Origin of the sequence: Thermoactinomyces sp. DSM 45892 (assembly GCF_900107305.1) — a bacterium.
Classification (GTDB): domain Bacteria; phylum Bacillota; class Bacilli; order Thermoactinomycetales; family Thermoactinomycetaceae; genus Baia.
The window spans coordinates 180021-197875 of record NZ_FNPL01000004.1; the positions used below are offsets into that span (position 1 = coordinate 180021).

Annotated in this window: 16 protein-coding genes and 1 riboswitch; of the genes, 12 read left to right on the plus strand and 4 right to left on the minus strand. The window is 42.8% G+C overall.

What is annotated here, in order from left to right:
- Positions 1-2 precede the first annotated feature (2 nt).
- The 6 genes from icmF (at position 3) to BLU58_RS04785 (ending at position 8387) form a co-directional block, all read left to right on the plus strand.
- A complete protein-coding gene (gene icmF / locus BLU58_RS04760) occupies positions 3-3263 on the plus strand; it encodes a fused isobutyryl-CoA mutase/GTPase IcmF (RefSeq protein ID WP_093291127.1) in 3261 nt (1086 codons plus the stop codon).
- 127 nt (positions 3264-3390) lie between these two features.
- Positions 3391-3897: a DNA-directed RNA polymerase subunit delta gene (rpoE, locus tag BLU58_RS04765; RefSeq protein ID WP_093291079.1), complete on the plus strand. Its 507-nt coding sequence runs from the start codon at positions 3391-3393 to the stop codon at positions 3895-3897.
- A gap of 284 nt (positions 3898-4181) precedes the next feature.
- Positions 4182-5804 carry a CTP synthase gene (locus tag BLU58_RS04770; protein ID WP_093291080.1) on the plus strand — a complete coding sequence of 541 codons (1623 nt, stop codon included), beginning with the start codon at positions 4182-4184 and terminating at the stop codon, positions 5802-5804.
- A gap of 239 nt (positions 5805-6043) precedes the next feature.
- Complete coding sequence (locus BLU58_RS04775) at positions 6044-6316, plus strand: WXG100 family type VII secretion target (protein ID WP_093291081.1); 273 nt, start codon at positions 6044-6046, stop codon at positions 6314-6316.
- A gap of 122 nt (positions 6317-6438) precedes the next feature.
- On the plus strand, positions 6439-7653 hold the full coding sequence (locus BLU58_RS04780; protein WP_093291082.1) for a Tle-like phospholipase domain-containing protein: 1215 nt from the start codon (positions 6439-6441) through the stop codon (positions 7651-7653).
- Between the two features lie 89 nt (positions 7654-7742).
- Complete coding sequence (locus BLU58_RS04785) at positions 7743-8387, plus strand: hypothetical protein (RefSeq protein ID WP_143123704.1); 645 nt, start codon at positions 7743-7745, stop codon at positions 8385-8387.
- Between the two features lie 156 nt (positions 8388-8543).
- On the opposite strand, the gene BLU58_RS04790 is transcribed toward BLU58_RS04785, so the two are convergent.
- The 4 genes from BLU58_RS04790 to BLU58_RS04805 form a co-directional block, all read right to left on the minus strand.
- Positions 8544-8972 carry a hypothetical protein gene (locus BLU58_RS04790; protein ID WP_093291084.1) on the minus strand — a complete coding sequence of 143 codons (429 nt, stop codon included), beginning with the start codon at positions 8970-8972 and terminating at the stop codon, positions 8544-8546.
- A 171-nt stretch (positions 8973-9143) separates the two neighbouring features.
- Positions 9144-10934, minus strand: coding sequence for a phospholipase D-like domain-containing protein (locus tag BLU58_RS04795; protein ID WP_093291085.1), 1791 nt, complete (start codon positions 10932-10934; stop codon positions 9144-9146).
- A gap of 261 nt (positions 10935-11195) precedes the next feature.
- Positions 11196-11750 (minus strand): ECF transporter S component, encoded by a 555-nt coding sequence (locus BLU58_RS04800; protein ID WP_093291086.1) that lies wholly within the window; start codon positions 11748-11750, stop codon positions 11196-11198.
- A gap of 210 nt (positions 11751-11960) precedes the next feature.
- Positions 11961-12098: riboswitch (FMN riboswitch) on the minus strand.
- 84 nt (positions 12099-12182) lie between these two features.
- Positions 12183-13106 carry a ketopantoate reductase family protein gene (locus tag BLU58_RS04805; protein ID WP_093291087.1) on the minus strand — a complete coding sequence of 308 codons (924 nt, stop codon included), beginning with the start codon at positions 13104-13106 and terminating at the stop codon, positions 12183-12185.
- Positions 13107-13259: 153 nt separating this feature from the next.
- Between BLU58_RS04805 and BLU58_RS04810 the strand changes: the two genes are divergently transcribed.
- The 6 genes from BLU58_RS04810 to glpX all read left to right on the plus strand — a co-directional run bounded on the left by BLU58_RS04810 (position 13260) and on the right by glpX (position 17790).
- The gene (locus BLU58_RS04810) at positions 13260-13625 is read left to right on the plus strand and encodes a response regulator (protein ID WP_093291088.1); all 366 of its coding nucleotides are present in this window, start codon (positions 13260-13262) and stop codon (positions 13623-13625) included.
- 22 nt (positions 13626-13647) lie between these two features.
- Positions 13648-14019 (plus strand): 3-aminobutyryl-CoA ammonia lyase, encoded by a 372-nt coding sequence (locus tag BLU58_RS04815; protein ID WP_255404591.1) that lies wholly within the window; start codon positions 13648-13650, stop codon positions 14017-14019.
- 65 nt (positions 14020-14084) lie between these two features.
- Positions 14085-14888 (plus strand): 3-keto-5-aminohexanoate cleavage enzyme, encoded by an 804-nt coding sequence (locus tag BLU58_RS04820; protein ID WP_093291089.1) that lies wholly within the window; start codon positions 14085-14087, stop codon positions 14886-14888.
- Positions 14889-14957: 69 nt separating this feature from the next.
- The gene (fba, locus tag BLU58_RS04825) at positions 14958-15812 is read left to right on the plus strand and encodes a class II fructose-1,6-bisphosphate aldolase (RefSeq protein ID WP_093291090.1); all 855 of its coding nucleotides are present in this window, start codon (positions 14958-14960) and stop codon (positions 15810-15812) included.
- Between the two features lie 143 nt (positions 15813-15955).
- A complete protein-coding gene (fsa, locus tag BLU58_RS04830) occupies positions 15956-16603 on the plus strand; it encodes a fructose-6-phosphate aldolase (protein WP_093291091.1) in 648 nt (215 codons plus the stop codon).
- Between the two features lie 221 nt (positions 16604-16824).
- Positions 16825-17790 carry a class II fructose-bisphosphatase gene (gene glpX / locus BLU58_RS04835; RefSeq protein ID WP_093291092.1) on the plus strand — a complete coding sequence of 322 codons (966 nt, stop codon included), beginning with the start codon at positions 16825-16827 and terminating at the stop codon, positions 17788-17790.
- Positions 17791-17855 lie beyond the last annotated feature (65 nt).

A 17855-nucleotide genomic window follows, 5' to 3' on the forward strand; every position in this document is an offset into this window, starting at 1 on the left:
TGATGGAAACAGAAGTGGTACGTCCCAAGCATGCTGTCCGATTCCTAACAGCTGCCAGTTTATTTGATGGCCATGATGCTTCGATTAATTTAATGCGTCGTTTGCTTCAAGATTCAGGGGTGGAAGTGATTCATCTGGGTCATAATCGTTCGGTAGAGGAGATTGTCCGAGCGGCGATTCAAGAAGATGTGCAGGGGATTGCGATTTCGTCCTATCAAGGCGGGCATATCGAATTTTTTAAATACATGATTGACTTGTTAAGAGAAGAAAATGCAAATATTAAAGTGTTTGGTGGTGGCGGTGGAGTCATCATCCCGCGTGAGATCGAGGAGCTAGAAGCATATGGAGTAACGAAAATCTTCTCTCCTCAAGACGGCCGGGTCCTAGGGCTACAAGGGATGATCAATTTCATGGTTCGCGAGACGGATTATCCCTCTGTTCAAGAGCCGAATGGGTCAAAAGAATCTCTCGTACAAGGTGACTTCCGGGCGGTAGCTAAAGCGATTTCATATGTAGAGCAGACTTTTGAGCAACGGAATATGTTAGATGAATCGGCGGCGACATTATCGAAAAGCTGGTTAGCTGACTTGCCATCCACTGCAAAGCGGATCCCTATTATCGGAATCACAGGTACAGGTGGAGCAGGGAAAAGCTCATTAACCGATGAGTTGGTACGTCGTTTTCTCGAGGATTTCGCGGATAAGAAAGTGGCGATCCTCTCGATCGATCCATCGAAACAGAAGACAGGTGGCGCACTACTCGGCGATCGAATTCGCATGAATGCGGTCCATCACCCGAGAGTGTATATGCGCAGTTTGGCAACACGTAAGACACGTACGGAGCTAAGTGGAGCGATTCAAGAAGCGATTCAAGTCGTGAAGAGTGCGGGTTATGACCTAATCATCGTCGAGACAAGCGGGATCGGGCAAGGGAATGCCGATATCGTTCCGATCAGTGATCTATCCATCTATGTGATGACGGCAGAGTTTGGCTCCCCATCTCAGCTAGAGAAGATTGAGATGCTAGACTATGCAGATCTCATCGCGATTAATAAGTTTGACCGTCGAGGCTCCTTAGATGCATTACGTGATGTGAAGAAACAGTATCGACGAAACCATAACCTCTTTCATGCATCAGATGAAGAGATTCCCGTCTACGGTACAATGGCCTCTCGTTATAATGATCCCGGAACCAATTTATTCTATAAAAAGATGGTCGAGTCGATCGCTGTGAAGTGTGAAGTAGATTGGATCTCGACAATCGATATACCTGTTGGCACCAGTCAATTAGAATACATTATCCCACCAGAGAGAACCCACTACCTTCGGGATTTAGCCCAAACTGTTCGTAAGTACTATGAAGACGTTGAACAACAAGCAAAAATAGCAACCGAACTCTATCAGCTATATGGAGCGCGAAATCTACTAGCCACCCACTCGATTGAAAGAGAAGTCTTGCAAAGAATCGAGCAGGTTACCCAGCAAAAAGAGCTAGAGTTGTTACCCTATCATAAAAAAATGCTCGACGAGTGGGATCAGCTCCAGTCGATGTATCGCCAGGACTTCCTAGAGTCCAGAGTGAGAGAGCGGGTAATCCGCACTCCTTTATATAATGAAACCCTATCCGGTAGTAAAATTCCGAAGATCGCCTTACCACGCTTTCAGGATTGGGGAGAGCGTTTGCGTTGGTTGTTAAGGGAAAACGTACCAGGTCAGTTCCCTTTTACAGCAGGTGTATTTCCTCTAAAGAGAGCTGACGAAGATCCGAAGCGCCAGTTTGCTGGAGAAGGGTCCCCTGGACGTACGAATCGCCGTTTCCACTACTTATCTAAAAATGATACAGCTAAACGCCTCTCGACTGCTTTTGACAGTGTGACGCTGTACGGTGAAGATCCAGCAGAGCGTCCAGACATTTATGGAAAAGTAGGCGAATCGGGTGTTAGTATCTGTACCTTAGATAACATGGCGGAACTCTTTTCTGGATTTGACCTATGTGCGCCGAACACCAGTGTATCGATGACGATCAATGGCCCTGCACCGATTATCTTAGCGATGTATCTAAATGCAGCGATAGACCAACAAGTTACCCTGTTTACAGAGCGGGAAGGCAGAGATCCGAGCGAAGAGGAACAGAATCAGATTCGTGAATTTACGCTTCGCACAGTAAGAGGAACCGTGCAGGCGGATATCTTAAAAGAAGATCAAGGTCAAAACACCTGTATCTTCTCCACTGAATTCGCACTGAAAATGATGGGCGATATGCAAGAGTTTTTCATTCAAAACCAAGTGCGCAACTATTACTCAGTCAGCATTAGTGGGTATCACATTGCCGAAGCAGGCGCCAATCCCATCTCACAGCTCGCATTCACTCTCGCCAATGCATTTACCTATGTTGAGTACTATAAGAGTCGCGGGATGAATGTAGATGATTTTGCCCATAATCTTTCATTCTTCTTTAGCAATGGACTGGACGCAGAGTATACCGTTATTGGCCGTGTGGCTCGCCGGATCTGGGCGATTACGATGAAACGTCTCTACGGTGCAAACGAACGTAGCCAGAAGTTAAAGTATCATATCCAGACCTCGGGACGCTCACTTCATGCCCAAGAAATCGACTTTAACGACATTCGCACCACTCTGCAAGCGTTGATGGCGATTTATGACCAATGTAACTCCCTTCATACCAATGCGTACGATGAAGCGATTACTACGCCTACAGAAGAATCCGTTCGCCGTGCTATGGCGATTCAGATGATCATTACCAAAGAACTGGGATTGGCTAAAAACGAAAACCCATTGCAAGGTGCCTTTATCATTGACGAACTGACGGATTTAGTAGAAGAAGCCGTACTGCAGGAGTTTGAACGAATTAGCGACCGCGGTGGAGTGTTGGGAGCGATGGAAACGCAGTATCAACGTAGCAAAATCCAAGAAGAATCGATGTATTACGAGATGAAAAAGCACTCCGGAGAACTTCCTATCATCGGCGTGAATACATTCGAAAACCCTCATCCACCCGAAGAGACAGAGATTGAACTATCCCGTGCAGATGCTAGCGAAAAAGAATTACAAGTCGCTCACGTACAAGAATTTCAGAAACGTTATACTCCTGAGGCGGCAATCGCCCTACAACGTCTCAAGGAAGTAGCCAGACACAATGGAAATATCTTCGCGGAACTCATGAACACCGTTCGAGTGGCATCCCTCGGGCAAATTACCGCTGTTCTCTATGAAGTAGGCGGCCAGTATCGTCGTAATATGTAAAAAAATAAATCTTTCCACGTCATCTATACCTCTACACGTTGACTTCAACCGTTTTTTGGATAAAATAATGACGAGAAGGTAGACATGTAGTTGTATCGTTTACCTATATTGGAAGGATGTGTCCAGATTGAGCGACAACCTCACTCTTGAGCAAATTAAAGAAATAGCTATGGTCGATTTATCGTACATAGCTTTAGAACAGAATAATGGTCAGCCGATGCTCTATCGTGAATTGATCGAATATGCCTCGAAGGTGAAAGGATATACCGAAGAAGAGGTAACCCAATACATCGCCCAATTCTACACCGATTTAAACGTAGATGGACGTTTTGTATGTGTAGGTCGTAGCTTATGGGGTCTACGAGAGTGGTATCCAACCGATCAAGCCACTGATTCCGCGATTGCAAGTAACATTTTGGACGATGATGACTTTGGTGATGACCTATATGAAGATGAAAGTGATGACTTCGCTCCAGAGCCAATCGAAGAAGATCCATTGTACACCGTTGGTGCTGAAGACGCAGATGAGCCAGACGACGATACAGCGGATGGTTTTACCGAGGAAGACATTGATGGGGAAGAGGACGAAGACGAAAATGATGAGTTAGATCTCGAAGATGAAGACGAGCTCTAAGAACGTTTTCGTTGGTATCCAAGGAAATGATAAAACCGACATGCCTGTTTACAGGAGGGAATGTCGGTTTTATTGATAGAAAATAAAATAATACTTTTGACTAATGAGTTTATTGACAGTCGTGGTGAATTTGGTTAGAATATTTTTTGGGCTCATTAAAAATGGGTACACAATGATGACGAAATCAACCGAGCGCCTCTATTTATTTAGGGGCGCTTTTTCTGTTTTTCTGGAAGAATGTTTTTTAAAAAGGGAATGCTTTCTTATATAGGAGGAAAATGGAGATGAAAACGAAATTTGTGTTTGTAACAGGTGGGGTCGTTTCTTCGTTAGGAAAAGGGATTACCGCTTCTGCTTTAGGGAGGTTGTTAAAAAACCGTGGCCTAAAGGTAACGATTCAAAAGTTTGATCCGTACTTAAATATCGATCCCGGTACGATGTCTCCTTATCAACATGGCGAAGTGTTTGTAACAGATGATGGAGCAGAGACGGACCTAGATTTAGGGCACTATGAGCGCTTTATTGACATCAATTTAAGTCAAAACAGCAATGTGACAACAGGTAAAATTTATCAGTCCGTTATTAAGAAAGAACGTCGTGGTGATTATTTAGGAGGTACGGTACAAGTTATTCCTCACATCACCAATGAAATCAAAGATCGGGTATTTCGTGCGGCTCGTGAAACCCAACCAGATGTCGTGATCACCGAGATCGGGGGAACCGTTGGTGATATCGAGAGTCTTCCTTTTCTAGAAGCCATTCGTCAGATTAAAAGCGATGTAGGTCGTGAGCATGTGATGTACATTCACTGTACACTGGTTCCGATGCTACGTGCGAGTGGGGAACTGAAAACGAAGCCAACCCAGCACAGTGTAAAAGAACTACGCAGTATTGGGATTCAACCAAACATCATCGTAACGCGTACCGAATATCCATTGACCGAATCCATGAAGCGTAAAATCGCTCTCTTCTGTGATATCGATCGTGAAGCAGTCATTGAAGCTCGTGATGCAGAAACACTATATGAAATCCCTCTCATGATGCAAGAAGAAGGCTTAGATGAGATCGTTGTCAAACACTTTGGCCTCGATGTGCCAGAAGCTGATATGAAAGACTGGACCGCCTTAGTACAAAAAGTGAAAAACTTGAAACGCCGAACCAAAATCGCGATCGTTGGCAAATATGTTGCTCTACAAGATGCCTATATGAGTGTTGCTGAATCTTTGCGTCATGCAGGCTTTGAAAACGATGCTGAAATCGAGATCAAATGGGTAAACTCGGAAGATGTAACAGATGAAAACGTGACAGAGTTCTTAGAAGAAGTCGATGGAATCCTCGTTCCAGGTGGCTTTGGCGATCGTGGAATCGAAGGGAAAATTATCGCCACTCGCTTTGCCCGCGAGCAAAAAATCCCATTCCTCGGAATCTGCTTAGGTATGCAGATGATGTGTGTAGAAGGAGCACGGAACGTGGCAGGGCTCCCGTCTGCTGATAGCTCAGAGTTTGATCTGAATACCCCATATCCAGTGATCGACCTACTACCAGAACAAAAAGAAGTAGAAGATCTAGGTGGTACATTACGTCTAGGCCTATACCCTTGTAAAGTAAGCACAGGCACACTGGCCCATAAAGCATACGGGGAAGACCTCATCTATGAGCGTCATCGTCATCGTTATGAATTTAACAACGAATTCCGTGAACAGATGGAGCAAGCCGGATACGTATTTTCTGGAACCTCTCCAGACGGTCGTCTGGTAGAGATCGTAGAGTATAAGGATCACCCATGGTTCCTATCCGCCCAGTTCCATCCAGAATTCACCTCCCGTCCCAACCGCCCACAACCCCTATTCCGCGACTTCGTAGCTGCGACACTACATGTAAAAAAATCGAGCGGAGTAGAGGTATAGTCTTATCGTTTTACAGAAAAGCCTACTTCTAAGATATATCTTAAAAGTGGGCTTTTCTGCTCCATGATGGAATGCTTAGACTTAATGAGAATAATATATAAAAATAAAGATAAAAAACAGATTAGTCTCATTTAATATGATTATTTTTTAACGAAAACAATATTGAAAATAATTATAGTATAGTGTATAATATATAAGTGACATAGTATTATATATAGAATAATTAGGGGGCTTTACTAATGGCAGGACGTATTCAGATTACACCTGAACAAATTGAAGGAGTATCAGCAGTATTCAAACAAAAACGTGGCGAAAGTGATGCAATGATTAACCTACTTAACTCTAAGATTTCCAGCTTGCAAGGGCAGTGGGAAGGTCAAACACAACAAAAATTTATCAGCGAATTTGAGCAATGTAAAGGCAATATGAAACAGTTTACCACTCTGTTAGAAAGTATCTCTACATCTCTTGATCAAATCGCTAAGAAATTCCGTGAAACAGACGGTATGTAATTTATTTGCTATAGATTTGTTAAGGGGCAGTTTGACTTCCACGTCGAAACTGCCCTTTTTATATCGCTTAAAATGTACCACAACAATAATAAGTATTTTTAGAATAAAGGGGATCAACTGTAATGAAAGGAAGTAAATACATCTCAGCCCTCTTAGTGGTTATAATCGGACTATTCTTTATCAGTCCTAGTTTGGTTTTTGCTAATATTGATAACACACCTATAAATGGGGAGTTCAAGCAAGATATCGCTGGTACTTCAACCGTTAAGGAAAAGAGTCTTTGGGACAAGGGAGTTGATTGGGTTTCAAACAAATGGGATTCCTTTACAGACTGGTGTGCTGAAAAATGGAAACAAATCACATCTTTTGTATCGGGAGTTCTTGATAAATTAGCTAAGGTAATTAATAGTATGCGTACAGCTATTTTTGCATTTGTTCTATCAGCAGTAACTGCAACGGTAGTATGGTGGAAGCGTGATGTAATTGGGATATTCGATTCTGCTAAGATCAATGCTAATAATCGACCGTATGGTGAGATTAAGGATTTAAAGACGACTGACCAACAGATGGCGTTTTTGTCGCAGCTGGTGTATGAGAATGACCTTACAGAAAAAAGATTACAAGAGTTGTTGGGGGATGAATGGAAAATAGGTCCTAGAATTGATTCTCCAAATAGTCTACAAGCGATAGCTTTTGTGAATCAAAATACCCAAGAAGTAATCATTACTTATCGTGGAACACAGGAGTCTGGAGATTTTTATTCAGACGCCATGTTTGTATTGGGTTTACCCACGCCTCAAGTGGGACCTGCCATCAATTTTGCAAAAGATATTATTAATAGCCCTAAATACGCTGGATATAAATTTGGTGCAACGGGCCATTCATTGGGTGGTTACCTTGCGAATAAAGTGGCGACAACATATCTCATTCCAACTATTACTTTTAATGCTCCAGGAGATGTTCAAAACCCACCGATACAGACAGGTGGGAGATACGGTTTGCACCCATTGCCAGAAAGAGAAAGGTCCCTTACTTCAAAAGAGAAGGTAATGATCAATCAGAAGAAGGGAGCTTACAATGGATTAATCCGAAATATTGATTTTAGTGGCGATACAGTGGCTAATACGGGAACAAAACCGGGTGAAACAGTTACTATTCAAGGCGATTCCTTCTTCAATCATAGCATTAGCAAGTTTACAGGGCGTACGGAAGATCCGAACAAGAACTATCTTCGAGACTTCCATAGCAACGTTACGCCAATAAAAGAGGTCCAAGTGAATACACCAGCAACAAAGCTTTTTGAGAAAAGCAATGGAAATATTGTTCCTAGAAAATGATGAGTTAGGATGTGTAGCATATGTTTAATAAATGGAGGACAAGTCTTCTATCGATTCTAGTGATATTGATGTTAGTAGGGTGTAATGATGTGTCTAAGATGACATCGGATGAAGACAAACAGATAAGAGAGTCGGCTGTTCAATATATCAAGGAAAGGTATCAAAAGGAATTAGTTATTACTAAGGTAACCAAGGGGCGTATTCTTGGTGACTATGGCATTGAGGGGACTATAAAAGATGGGAAAAACACCCCTGTTGTGATTGTGTCAGAGCCGCCAAAAGGATTTCATGACTCCTATGTGAAGAGTTTGTTCTCGGATGAATTGGAACCTTCTATGAAGGAGTTGGCAAATAGGACATTCGACTTACGAATGGTCGATCGCTTTACTTATGGATATAAGAAAGATGCAGAAAGAAAGTATACTGGTCAGATCCCTTCAGTCTTTGATGTTTTAAAAAAGGGAGATAAGGATTTGGTATTACATGTAGACCTTAGTGTCTATCAGCAAGCAGGACAAGCCCAAAAAGTGATTTCCCAGTTTCTGCACGAATTAAAAAAGATGAATTTTAACGACATAGGGATTGTGGTTTATGTCTATGATGACAGCCTTAAGTCAGCGTCAAAGAAAGAAGACTCCGATAAGTACTTATTAGAAAGGTACAATATATTTACCGATGTACAGACAATGGATATAAATAATCTTGAATCATATAAAACCGTAATCAAGAAATAAATTTACTGATCCCCTCGGATTCCAGCAATTCGAGGGGATTGTTTAGGGCTCTTAATGATTCTAGCTCTGGGGGGTATGTAGCTCATGTTCTACACACCCTTGTTCGGAATGTTCACCCATCCCTTGCTTTTACAACTGGGACAAGGGCAACTAATACTAAGCCTTTTCGCTTTCATTTGGACTTGATTTACTTTTATTATTTTTGAATTTCATGAGAGCAGAGGCTATTAAGAAGTCAATGAACCAAAAAAAGAGTGCGTACATCACCCATTTTACTATGTGTTCTAATCCGATTTGGTCTACCCTAATCCAATTTCCTGGGAAGACAGAGGTTACTAAACCGAGTGCAATATGTAGCAAAAAGGATATCGATGGGTAAGGGTATTGTTTTTTCATGATGATATAGTCAATGAGATAAGAAAAAGTCATATACCCGATCGTAATAATAGGAGCAGTGAAGATCAAAACAAATCCGCCTGCACCTGGGACGATGTCAGGACCAATAAACATCGAATAATAAATGACGTAGGAAATAAATGCTACTACACCTTTCCGTAATGCTGCCCAATTACTTAGTGTGTTCATGAAAAAACTCCTCTTTCTATGGATTCATTATAAAAACACCCTTCTCGAAGTCGAGAGAGGTGCTAACATAGAGTATCATTTATTTATACATTCAACAATATTCGCACAGCAGAATCACATGGTGTGTTAACGTTTTTGGTTTTGTCGGGTGTCCGAAAAGTAGATAGTATGTTAATTAGGCTTCTTAGCTCCGTCCATAAAATCCCACCAAAAAACATCCTTATAGAAGCTCGCTACTTCTGCGTTTTCGACGATGACACCCGCTTCTCGATTGTTTTCTGGACTATTTCGCGACCAGTTAATGCTAGATACAAGCACTTTTTGATCGGCGATGATTCCTTTGTTATGAATCTTATCTACACGGATGGCGGATTGATTAAAGAGTTTTGCTTCCATGTCGAGCTTTTCGCGTGATGCGATTTCGTTGATATATTTGATTGTGTATTGATTATCTCGTGGATCTGACGCATCGAGGAAGGAAGCATCTAGTACCACGCGTACCTTTACTCCGCGCCTTGCCGCATTGATCATCTCTTCTAGATAGATATTCGGGGTCGTTTCAGGGGAGCCAGTTTTGGTATTGCCCCAGTGCTTATGAATATAGAGTTGTTCCACTAATAGCTCTGATTTGGCACTTCGTATCATCCCCAGAATGGCTTTTTCCTGAAGCAGCGTAGCGTCTGGAGCAAAGATAGGGGTTACGGTAAAGGAACCGGTTATATTTTTGGCTGGGAAAGGGGCTGGATACTTGCCAGTTGGATTACTTGTATCTGGAACGAAGCCTGCTGATGGCTCACCGTATTTGGTGCCAGGCGTATAAGGGAAACTATCTCGGAATGATGGATTCCAATCTGCTTCAAACACTTTTTTTACGTAAGAAGCAAAGCTTGGGTTTTGGATGATGATTCCCCACCCCCGGTTCCCATACGTGTTGGTAGTTGGAACACCCGTACTTTTCCAATTCTCACTTTGCATCAAGACTCGAGCCCCGTCCACGATGGCATACTTGGCATGATTAAATCGGTATCGTTTATATCGTTCATTTGCCGTATCGCTTATGATAAATCGTACCTGTCCGCCTGCCTTTGTGATTTGTTGTGCTACGTATTTCGATTGATCAAGGAGACCTCCTACCGGTTGTCCTTCGAGGAAGATGCGTACTTTTACCCCGCGTGATAGTGCTTTTTTTATCGGTTCTAGCAGATAGGTGTTTTGAAACTCATAGACATTTATATCGATCGTTTTTTTAGCACTATTTAGATATTTTTCTAATGTGCTAAAACTGCTATCGGGAGAGGTATAGGGGGTTACGGTTCCGCTGAATGTAAAGCTGTCTAAGTCAAACCGTGATTGCCCAGCTTGATAGACGCGGAGTTGGTTGAAGTCAGCACGGGTATTGGTGTCTTCCCAGATGCCGCTAGATTCTGTGCGATCCCGGACAGTCATAACTCCAGACGGCTTCGTGGGAATCGATTCTCCTGACCAGCCTGTTCCCTTATAGGACGAGTTACCATAAATCACTGCATCTACAACGTTACTCCCATCTTGTAGGATGACTTCCCCACCGCTATTGGCCAGTGATCCGATACTTGCATTCATCTGTGGAGTGCTAGGACTACTATCTGCCCCGTATTCAAAGTCTGGGGTGATCGTGACAAATTCTTGCAGAAACTTACTCGCATTTTTCGTGATATACAACGTTTGATTCGGGGAAATAGAGGTGCCACTCGGAAATGACATACTATTCTTCCCACTAGTGAGCCGCCAACCTGCGATTCTCACCGAAGCACGAGTCGGATTCGTCACCGCGATGTACTCTTCTGGCTCACTCGGAAGGTTGGTGTCTACATACACTTCTGTGATTAACAAGTGATCAGGGGCAGCTTGGACGACGGACGAACTAGGAAATAAGACACTAACGAACATAACAACGGATACAAACAGAATAGATAACTTTTTCATAGATAGTTCCCTTCTATGATGGAATTGGAGTACTACGTTATCATATAGTTTATGTATTAGTGTGTAAATATTATTTACTATCTGTTAAGTTAAAATAATGTAAATATATCGTGATCGGCTATCGATAGAGCTTGTTGCTAAGCAACCAATAGAGGGTGAAGATAAAAAGAGGATGAATCGATTTTGTTGCTCGAATCGATTCATCCTCTAACTATACTGATCAATATATCAATTAAATCCCCAAATTGTTTTCGTTAGAACTCACAAAATCGAGCTACGGCTTCTCAAATAAGGAACGATTTTCAAATAAAATGGTACGAATACAATGGAGACCAAAATCCCTTTTATGATATTAAAAGGCGTAATGATATTGAGAATAAAGGTAGTTTTCGCTGTAGGATCGGTAATGGCTGCATAGAGTGGCAGGAAGACAAAGAAATTAGCAATTGCCATAAAGAGTGTCATCATGAGAGTAGCAGCGATGAAGCCATATACAAAGCCCTTCCAGCCCTGAAATGTACGATAGATGACGGAGATGATAGAGACAAAGATGCTCCCAGCTAGGAAATTAGCAGTGACTCCGATTATCTCGCCCCCGGTAAACATGAGGTGGAAAGCATTTTTGATAAACTCGATTACGATGCCCGCTAAGGGGCCGAAGAGAATGGCTCCTACGAGAGCCGGAAGCTCACTAAAGTCTACCTTGAGAAAGAGTGGCAGAGTAGGAATGGGAAAACTAATATTTTCAATTAAAAATGAGATCACACCTAATAGTGCAAGTAAAACCATCTTGGTTACTTTGCTTTTCTGTTGCATCAGAACAACACTCCTCTAGTGATTTGTGAATTCTGATGACAACCGTACGAATCATGGCAATAAAAAACCGAAGCAAAAAGGAGTGCGTTCTCCTTGCTTCGGGGTTGTGTGTACGCCAAATACGAACTACAGGATTTTCGTAACTTAAGATAAAAAGTTATACTCAAAAAAGCCCGTAGATACTCTGTTTTTTCAACAGTCGTACGAGTTATCATCCTTCTCCCATCCAGACTATACTGTCGGCCCCGGAGTTTCACCGAGTCAACCGCTATATGCGGGTCACGGGCTGAGGTAGTGCGACCTACCATCACCGTCGGTCGGGAATTACACCCTGCCCCGAAGGATCCATGAAACATATTCATTTTTCCACACTATCATGAAACATATTCATTTTTCCATACTATATAAATATAAAATGTTACGGGAGATAGGTCAACTTACCTTATATTTAAAATTATATGCGGACAATGCAGCATAAATTGTTTCAAGCGTAGGTGCCTCTATATGCTCCGGTTTTACTTGTAACAAGTATCCGTGAAAATGATCTGTCTCAATCGGTTGCCCCTTTTCAATATCTCGGGACATCGATGATTTCATACTCCCATGCAAATGGAGGGACCTCTTCATGACTTGTTGATAAACCTCGTCAAAATCAAGTTGTGGTTCTCGAGATTGGGCAATCTGGATCACTTCCTGCGCAAGGCGTCGATACGTTTGCTCACCTGTAGGAGTATTCCAGATTGTTCCGATGCTACTACGAGTAAGCGATGTCATGCCGCTCATAGTGGAGATAAACACATATTTCTTCCACACATCAAGCCTGATCTGCGGGCTTTGAGTCACGTTACATGTTACACCTGCAAACAACTGCGCCATCTGATCCATTCGCTCGCTTGCTTGCTTGGACCATTCTCCATACACTAGATCGTGAAAAGGGCTGTATTGTTCAATATGCCCCTCTGCATTTACCGTAGATTCGATCACACAAAGTCCGCCTAATATTTTCTCTTTTCCATAACGCTCCTGTAGAAGAGGGAAATGAGCAAAGCCATTTAATAGAGGAAGGATAGCTGTATTGGATGATACGTAAGGATCTAAGGAAGATAATACATCCGTTAAGTGGTATGCCTTTACAGATAATATAATGAGATCAAAGGGCTCTGCTGATTGTCCGTATGTAATCGTCGGTACGGCTAATGTAGCATCACCGTGAACGCTCTTTATGATCAAGCCTTCATTGTTCAACTGTTCTTGCCGCTTCGGACGAACGAGAAACGTAACATCCGCCCCTTTTTCAAATAATCTTCCTCCGAAATAGCCACCTACTGCTCCTGCTCCAACTACGAGTACTCGCATATTCCCTTCCCCCTTAAGCATTTTTCTCTATAGTAACACTTCTTCCCTAAAGGATGAGAAAAAAGAAAGTCGCTAAAAAGAAGGAAAAGATCCTGTTAAAACGAAATTAAGTACACGTAGGTAATGGACTACTAGGAAAACGGAGGGCAGTGAATGGAATGCAAAAAAGTACTCGTTGTGGATGACCAATACGGAATCCGAATCTTAGTCAAAGAAGTCTTTTCCAAATATCCATTACAGGTACTTCAAGCAGCCAATGGAATGCAGGCACTTGAAATTGTGCAGAGTGATCGTCCGGATTTGATATTATTAGATATGAAAATGCCGGGTATGGATGGATTAGAGATTTTACGTCGACTAAAAAAGATGGATGAAACACTAAAGGTAATTATGATGACGGCCTATGGAGAGTTAGATATGGTCGAAAAGGCTACTCATCTAGGAGCGTTGGCTCATTTTACAAAACCATTTGATATTCAGGACCTATGTAACGAAGTCATTCGTCAATTAGCATCATGAATGAAAGTCAGGAGGAATCGACGTGGAAGTGAAAATTCGATTACGTATGAGCCAAGCGGATGCTCATTATGGTGGAGATTTAGTGGATGGTGCAAGAATGTTAGCTCTGTTTGGAGATGTAGCGACGGAGTTACTGATCCGAAATGATGGCGATGAAGGCTTGTTTGTGGCTTATGACGAAGTGGTATTTACGGGTCCAGTTTATGCTGGCGACTACATAGAGGCAGTAGGAATGATTACGAAGATCGGGAATACATCTAGGAAAATGAGCTTTGAAGCGTATAAAGTGATCGAAGCAAGTCGTGATCCAAAGTGTCCTTATAAAGCATTTGTATTAGAAGAGCCAAAACTGGTTACCAAAGCATCCGGCACCTGTGTGGTACCTCCTAGGTAAAACAAGGGCCTTTTTTGCATTGAGAAAAAGATAAAATAATTCATATATAGCAGGGGAGTATATTTATGCAAAAGTTGATCATTACAGTTGCTTTAGTAGGTGCAGAGGTTCGAAAGGAGGATACGCCTCATCTACCGATTACCCCAGATGAAATAGCGGAGCAAGCACAAGAAGTGTACGAAGCAGGTGCCTCCATCGTTCATATTCATGCAAGGGATGTAGAGGGTAATTCGACACAAGATAGGGAAATATACGGGGAGATCATCGCAAAGATTAAAGAGCGATGCCCGATTATCATTCAAGTGTCTACCGGGGGAGCGGTAGGCATGACAGATGATGAGCGGATTCAGCCCGTAAGCCTAAAGCCAGAGATGGCTACCTTAACGACGGGAACGGTTAACTTTGGAGAAGAAGTGTTTATGAACTCAGCCACACAGATCCGCCGTTTTGCGTTAGAAATGAAAGAACATGGGGTTCGTCCAGAATTTGAGATTTTTGATACAGGGATGATTGAAAACGCTTACAAATTAGTTCGAGACGGTTATGTTCGCGGGCACCTACATTATGATTTTGTGATGGGAGTAGCGATGCCAGCAACACCTGAACAGTTGTTATTTGTGAGGAAACAGATTCCAGAAGGAGCGACGTGGACCGTTGCTGGAGTGGGGCGTGCACAGTTGCCAATGTCTACCATGGCTATTTTATTAGGTGGGCATGTTCGCGTTGGTTTAGAGGATAATATATATTATAGAAAAGGTGAATTAGCGACAAATCGACAATTAGTAGAGAGAGTGGTGCGGATTTCCCGGGAAATAGGTCGGGAAATTGCGACTCCTGACGAGGCGAGGAAGATCTTGCAAATTTCATGATCCCTCTCGCAGAAGAAGGGCTCTTCTGCTAAGATGAATTTGTTGAAGTTAATTGAGGGGGTTGTACATATGGCATTAGTGTCTATGAATGCATTTTTACCACGAGCCAAAAAAGAAGGGTTTGCGGTAGGTCAGTTTAATATTAACAACCTAGAATATGTTCAAGCCATTGTAGCGGCAGGGAAAGAGTTGAACTCTCCCTTGATCTTTGGTGCCAGTGAAGGTGCTATTCGCTATATGGGCTTAAAGAATGTTGTAGCATTATCGAAGATCGCGGCAGAAGAGTCCGGTTTGCCGATTGCGCTTCATTTAGACCACGGAAGTAGCTTTGAAGTGGTTATGCAATGTATTCGTGAAGGGTTTTCTTCGGTTATGTTTGACGGTTCCCATTATCCTCTTGAAGAAAATATTCGTCTAACCCAAAAGGTTGTGGAAGCGGCTCATGCTGTTGGTGTATCTGTAGAGGGTGAGCTTGGAACCATCGGTGGTGTAGAAGATGATTTAGATGTAGCGGATGAAGATGCAACTCTCGCGAATGCGAAAGATGCGATTCGTTTCTGGCAAGAGACACGTGTAGATGCGATGGCCATTGCTGTAGGAACTGCACACGGGATTTATAAAGGTGAGCCTAAGATTCGTTTCGATATTATCGAAGAGGTAGCCAATGCAATCGATGCACCCATCGTTCTCCATGGTGGTTCAGGTGTACCGGATGAAGCGATTCGTCAATCCATCACTCGCGGTGTAGGTAAAATTAACGTGAATACAGAAAACCAAGTAACCAGTACGAAGTTAGTACGTGAGCTTCTTACAAGTAATCAAGAAATGATTGATCCACGTAAATACTTAGGTCCAGCGCGTGACGCGATTAAGGAGACAGTGAAAGATAAAATTCGTCTCTTTGGTAGTGAAGGAAAAGCATAAGTCCGCCTTTGTCGAAGATGCATAGTTTGAGGGCAATCGGGTACAATGGGCAGTAGTTGCACAAGTAAAGAGTAGATAGATAGGTGCGAAAGGGTGCCTTATCTGTCTACCTTTTCTTTCTTACATAAAGGAGTGGGAAATAGATGAGGTTCTTTTTAGATACAGCAGTTGTGGAAGAAATTCGTGAAGTTCATTCATTAGGATTACTATCAGGTGTGACGACCAATCCGAGTTTAATTGCTAGTTCTGGTCGTGTGTTTGAAGAGGTACTTGCTGAAATCACTAGCTTTGTAGAGGGCCCAGTGAGTGGAGAAGTGATGTCTCCTAACCATGAAGGCATGATCGAAGAAGGAGAACGTCTTGCGAAGATTGCTCCTAACTTAAATGTAAAGCTCCCGATGACCTTAGAAGGATTAAAGGCAGTTAGTCACTTTGCTAAAAAAGGTATTCAGACAAACGTTACCTTGATTTTCTCTGCTAACCAAGCTTTGATGGCGGCACGAGCAGGGGCGACGTTTGTTAGTCCGTTTCTAGGGCGTTTGGATGATATTAGTCATGACGGTGTGGAGCTCATCCAACAAATTCGTGATATCTTTGACACCCACGGTCTCGATACACAAATTATCGCCGCTAGTGTTCGTCACCCCATTCATGTGACTCAAGCGGCTCTGGCTGGAGCTGACATCGCGACGCTTCCGTATAAAATCCTTACTCAAATGGTGAATCATCCACTCACCACGCAAGGGATTGCGAAGTTTGAAGCAGACTGGAAAAATGCGAAGTCGAAGTAAATAAATATGAGTTAATCTATTAGAGGGGCCCCTGTAGGGGTCCTTCTTCGTTTCTTTGTAAGCTCTCTATTTGAGCTGTGGTGCCTACATCAGCTAATTCAAACAATTCTTCCATCTTTTTACACTATGTGTTACATTTACGCCAAATATAATACACTAATTAAAAGATATGCTATGCTAATTACATAAATAGTCATGAACGAATAAAGGAGATGGGTAGAATGGAACGAAGTTTAACAATGGAACTTGTACGTGTCACAGAAGCCGCGGCTATTGCGTCCGGCCGTTGGATCGGATCGGGTAAGAAAGACGAAGCTGATGCAGCGGCTACTTCCGCTATGAGACATGTATTTGATACCATTCCCATGCGTGGAACCGTTGTCATCGGTGAAGGGGAAATGGATGAAGCGCCTATGCTCTATATCGGGGAGCGTCTCGGACTCGGCTATCTACCTGAAGTAGACGTGGCTGTTGATCCATTAGAGGGAACCAATATTGTTGCCAATGGTCTATGGAATGCGCTCGCTGTTGTTGCGTTGGCTCCCAAAGGTGGCTTGCTACATGCCCCTGACATGTATATGGATAAAATAGCAGTGGGCCCAAAAGCAGTTGGACAGGTTGACATAGATGCACCTGTTATTGATAATTTAAAGGCTGTCGCCAGAGCTAACGGCAAAGATATAGAAGACCTAGTAGCTGTATTATTGGATCGTCCTCGTCATGCTAAGATTATCGAAGAGATTCGCCAGGCGGGTGCGAGAATTAAACTAATACCTGATGGAGATGTAGCCGCCGCTCTAAACACGGGCTTTTATGATACGGGTGTGGATATATTATTCGGCTCGGGAGGTGCCCCAGAAGGTGTGTTAGCCGCAGTAGGGTTAAAGTGCCTTGGTGGAGAAATGATAGGTAGACTTTTACCAGAGGATGACGAACAGTTCGAGCGTTGTCTGCGAATGGGGATTGAAGATCCGAAGAAAGTGCTGCGCATGGCCGATCTCGTTCGTACGGAAGATGCTATTTTTGCCGCAACAGGCGTGACAGATGGGGAATTATTACGTGGTGTTCGCTACAAAGGGGATAAGGTTCAAACTCATTCTTTGGTCATGCGGGCAAAAACAGGTACAATTCGTTTTATGGAAGGAACGCACAGATTAGAAAAGAAACCAAATTACGTGTTAGAATAGATGGACCTGTTCCCACACTGGAACAGGCCAAACGTTCGAGCCTGAAAAAAGTGGTGATACATGCT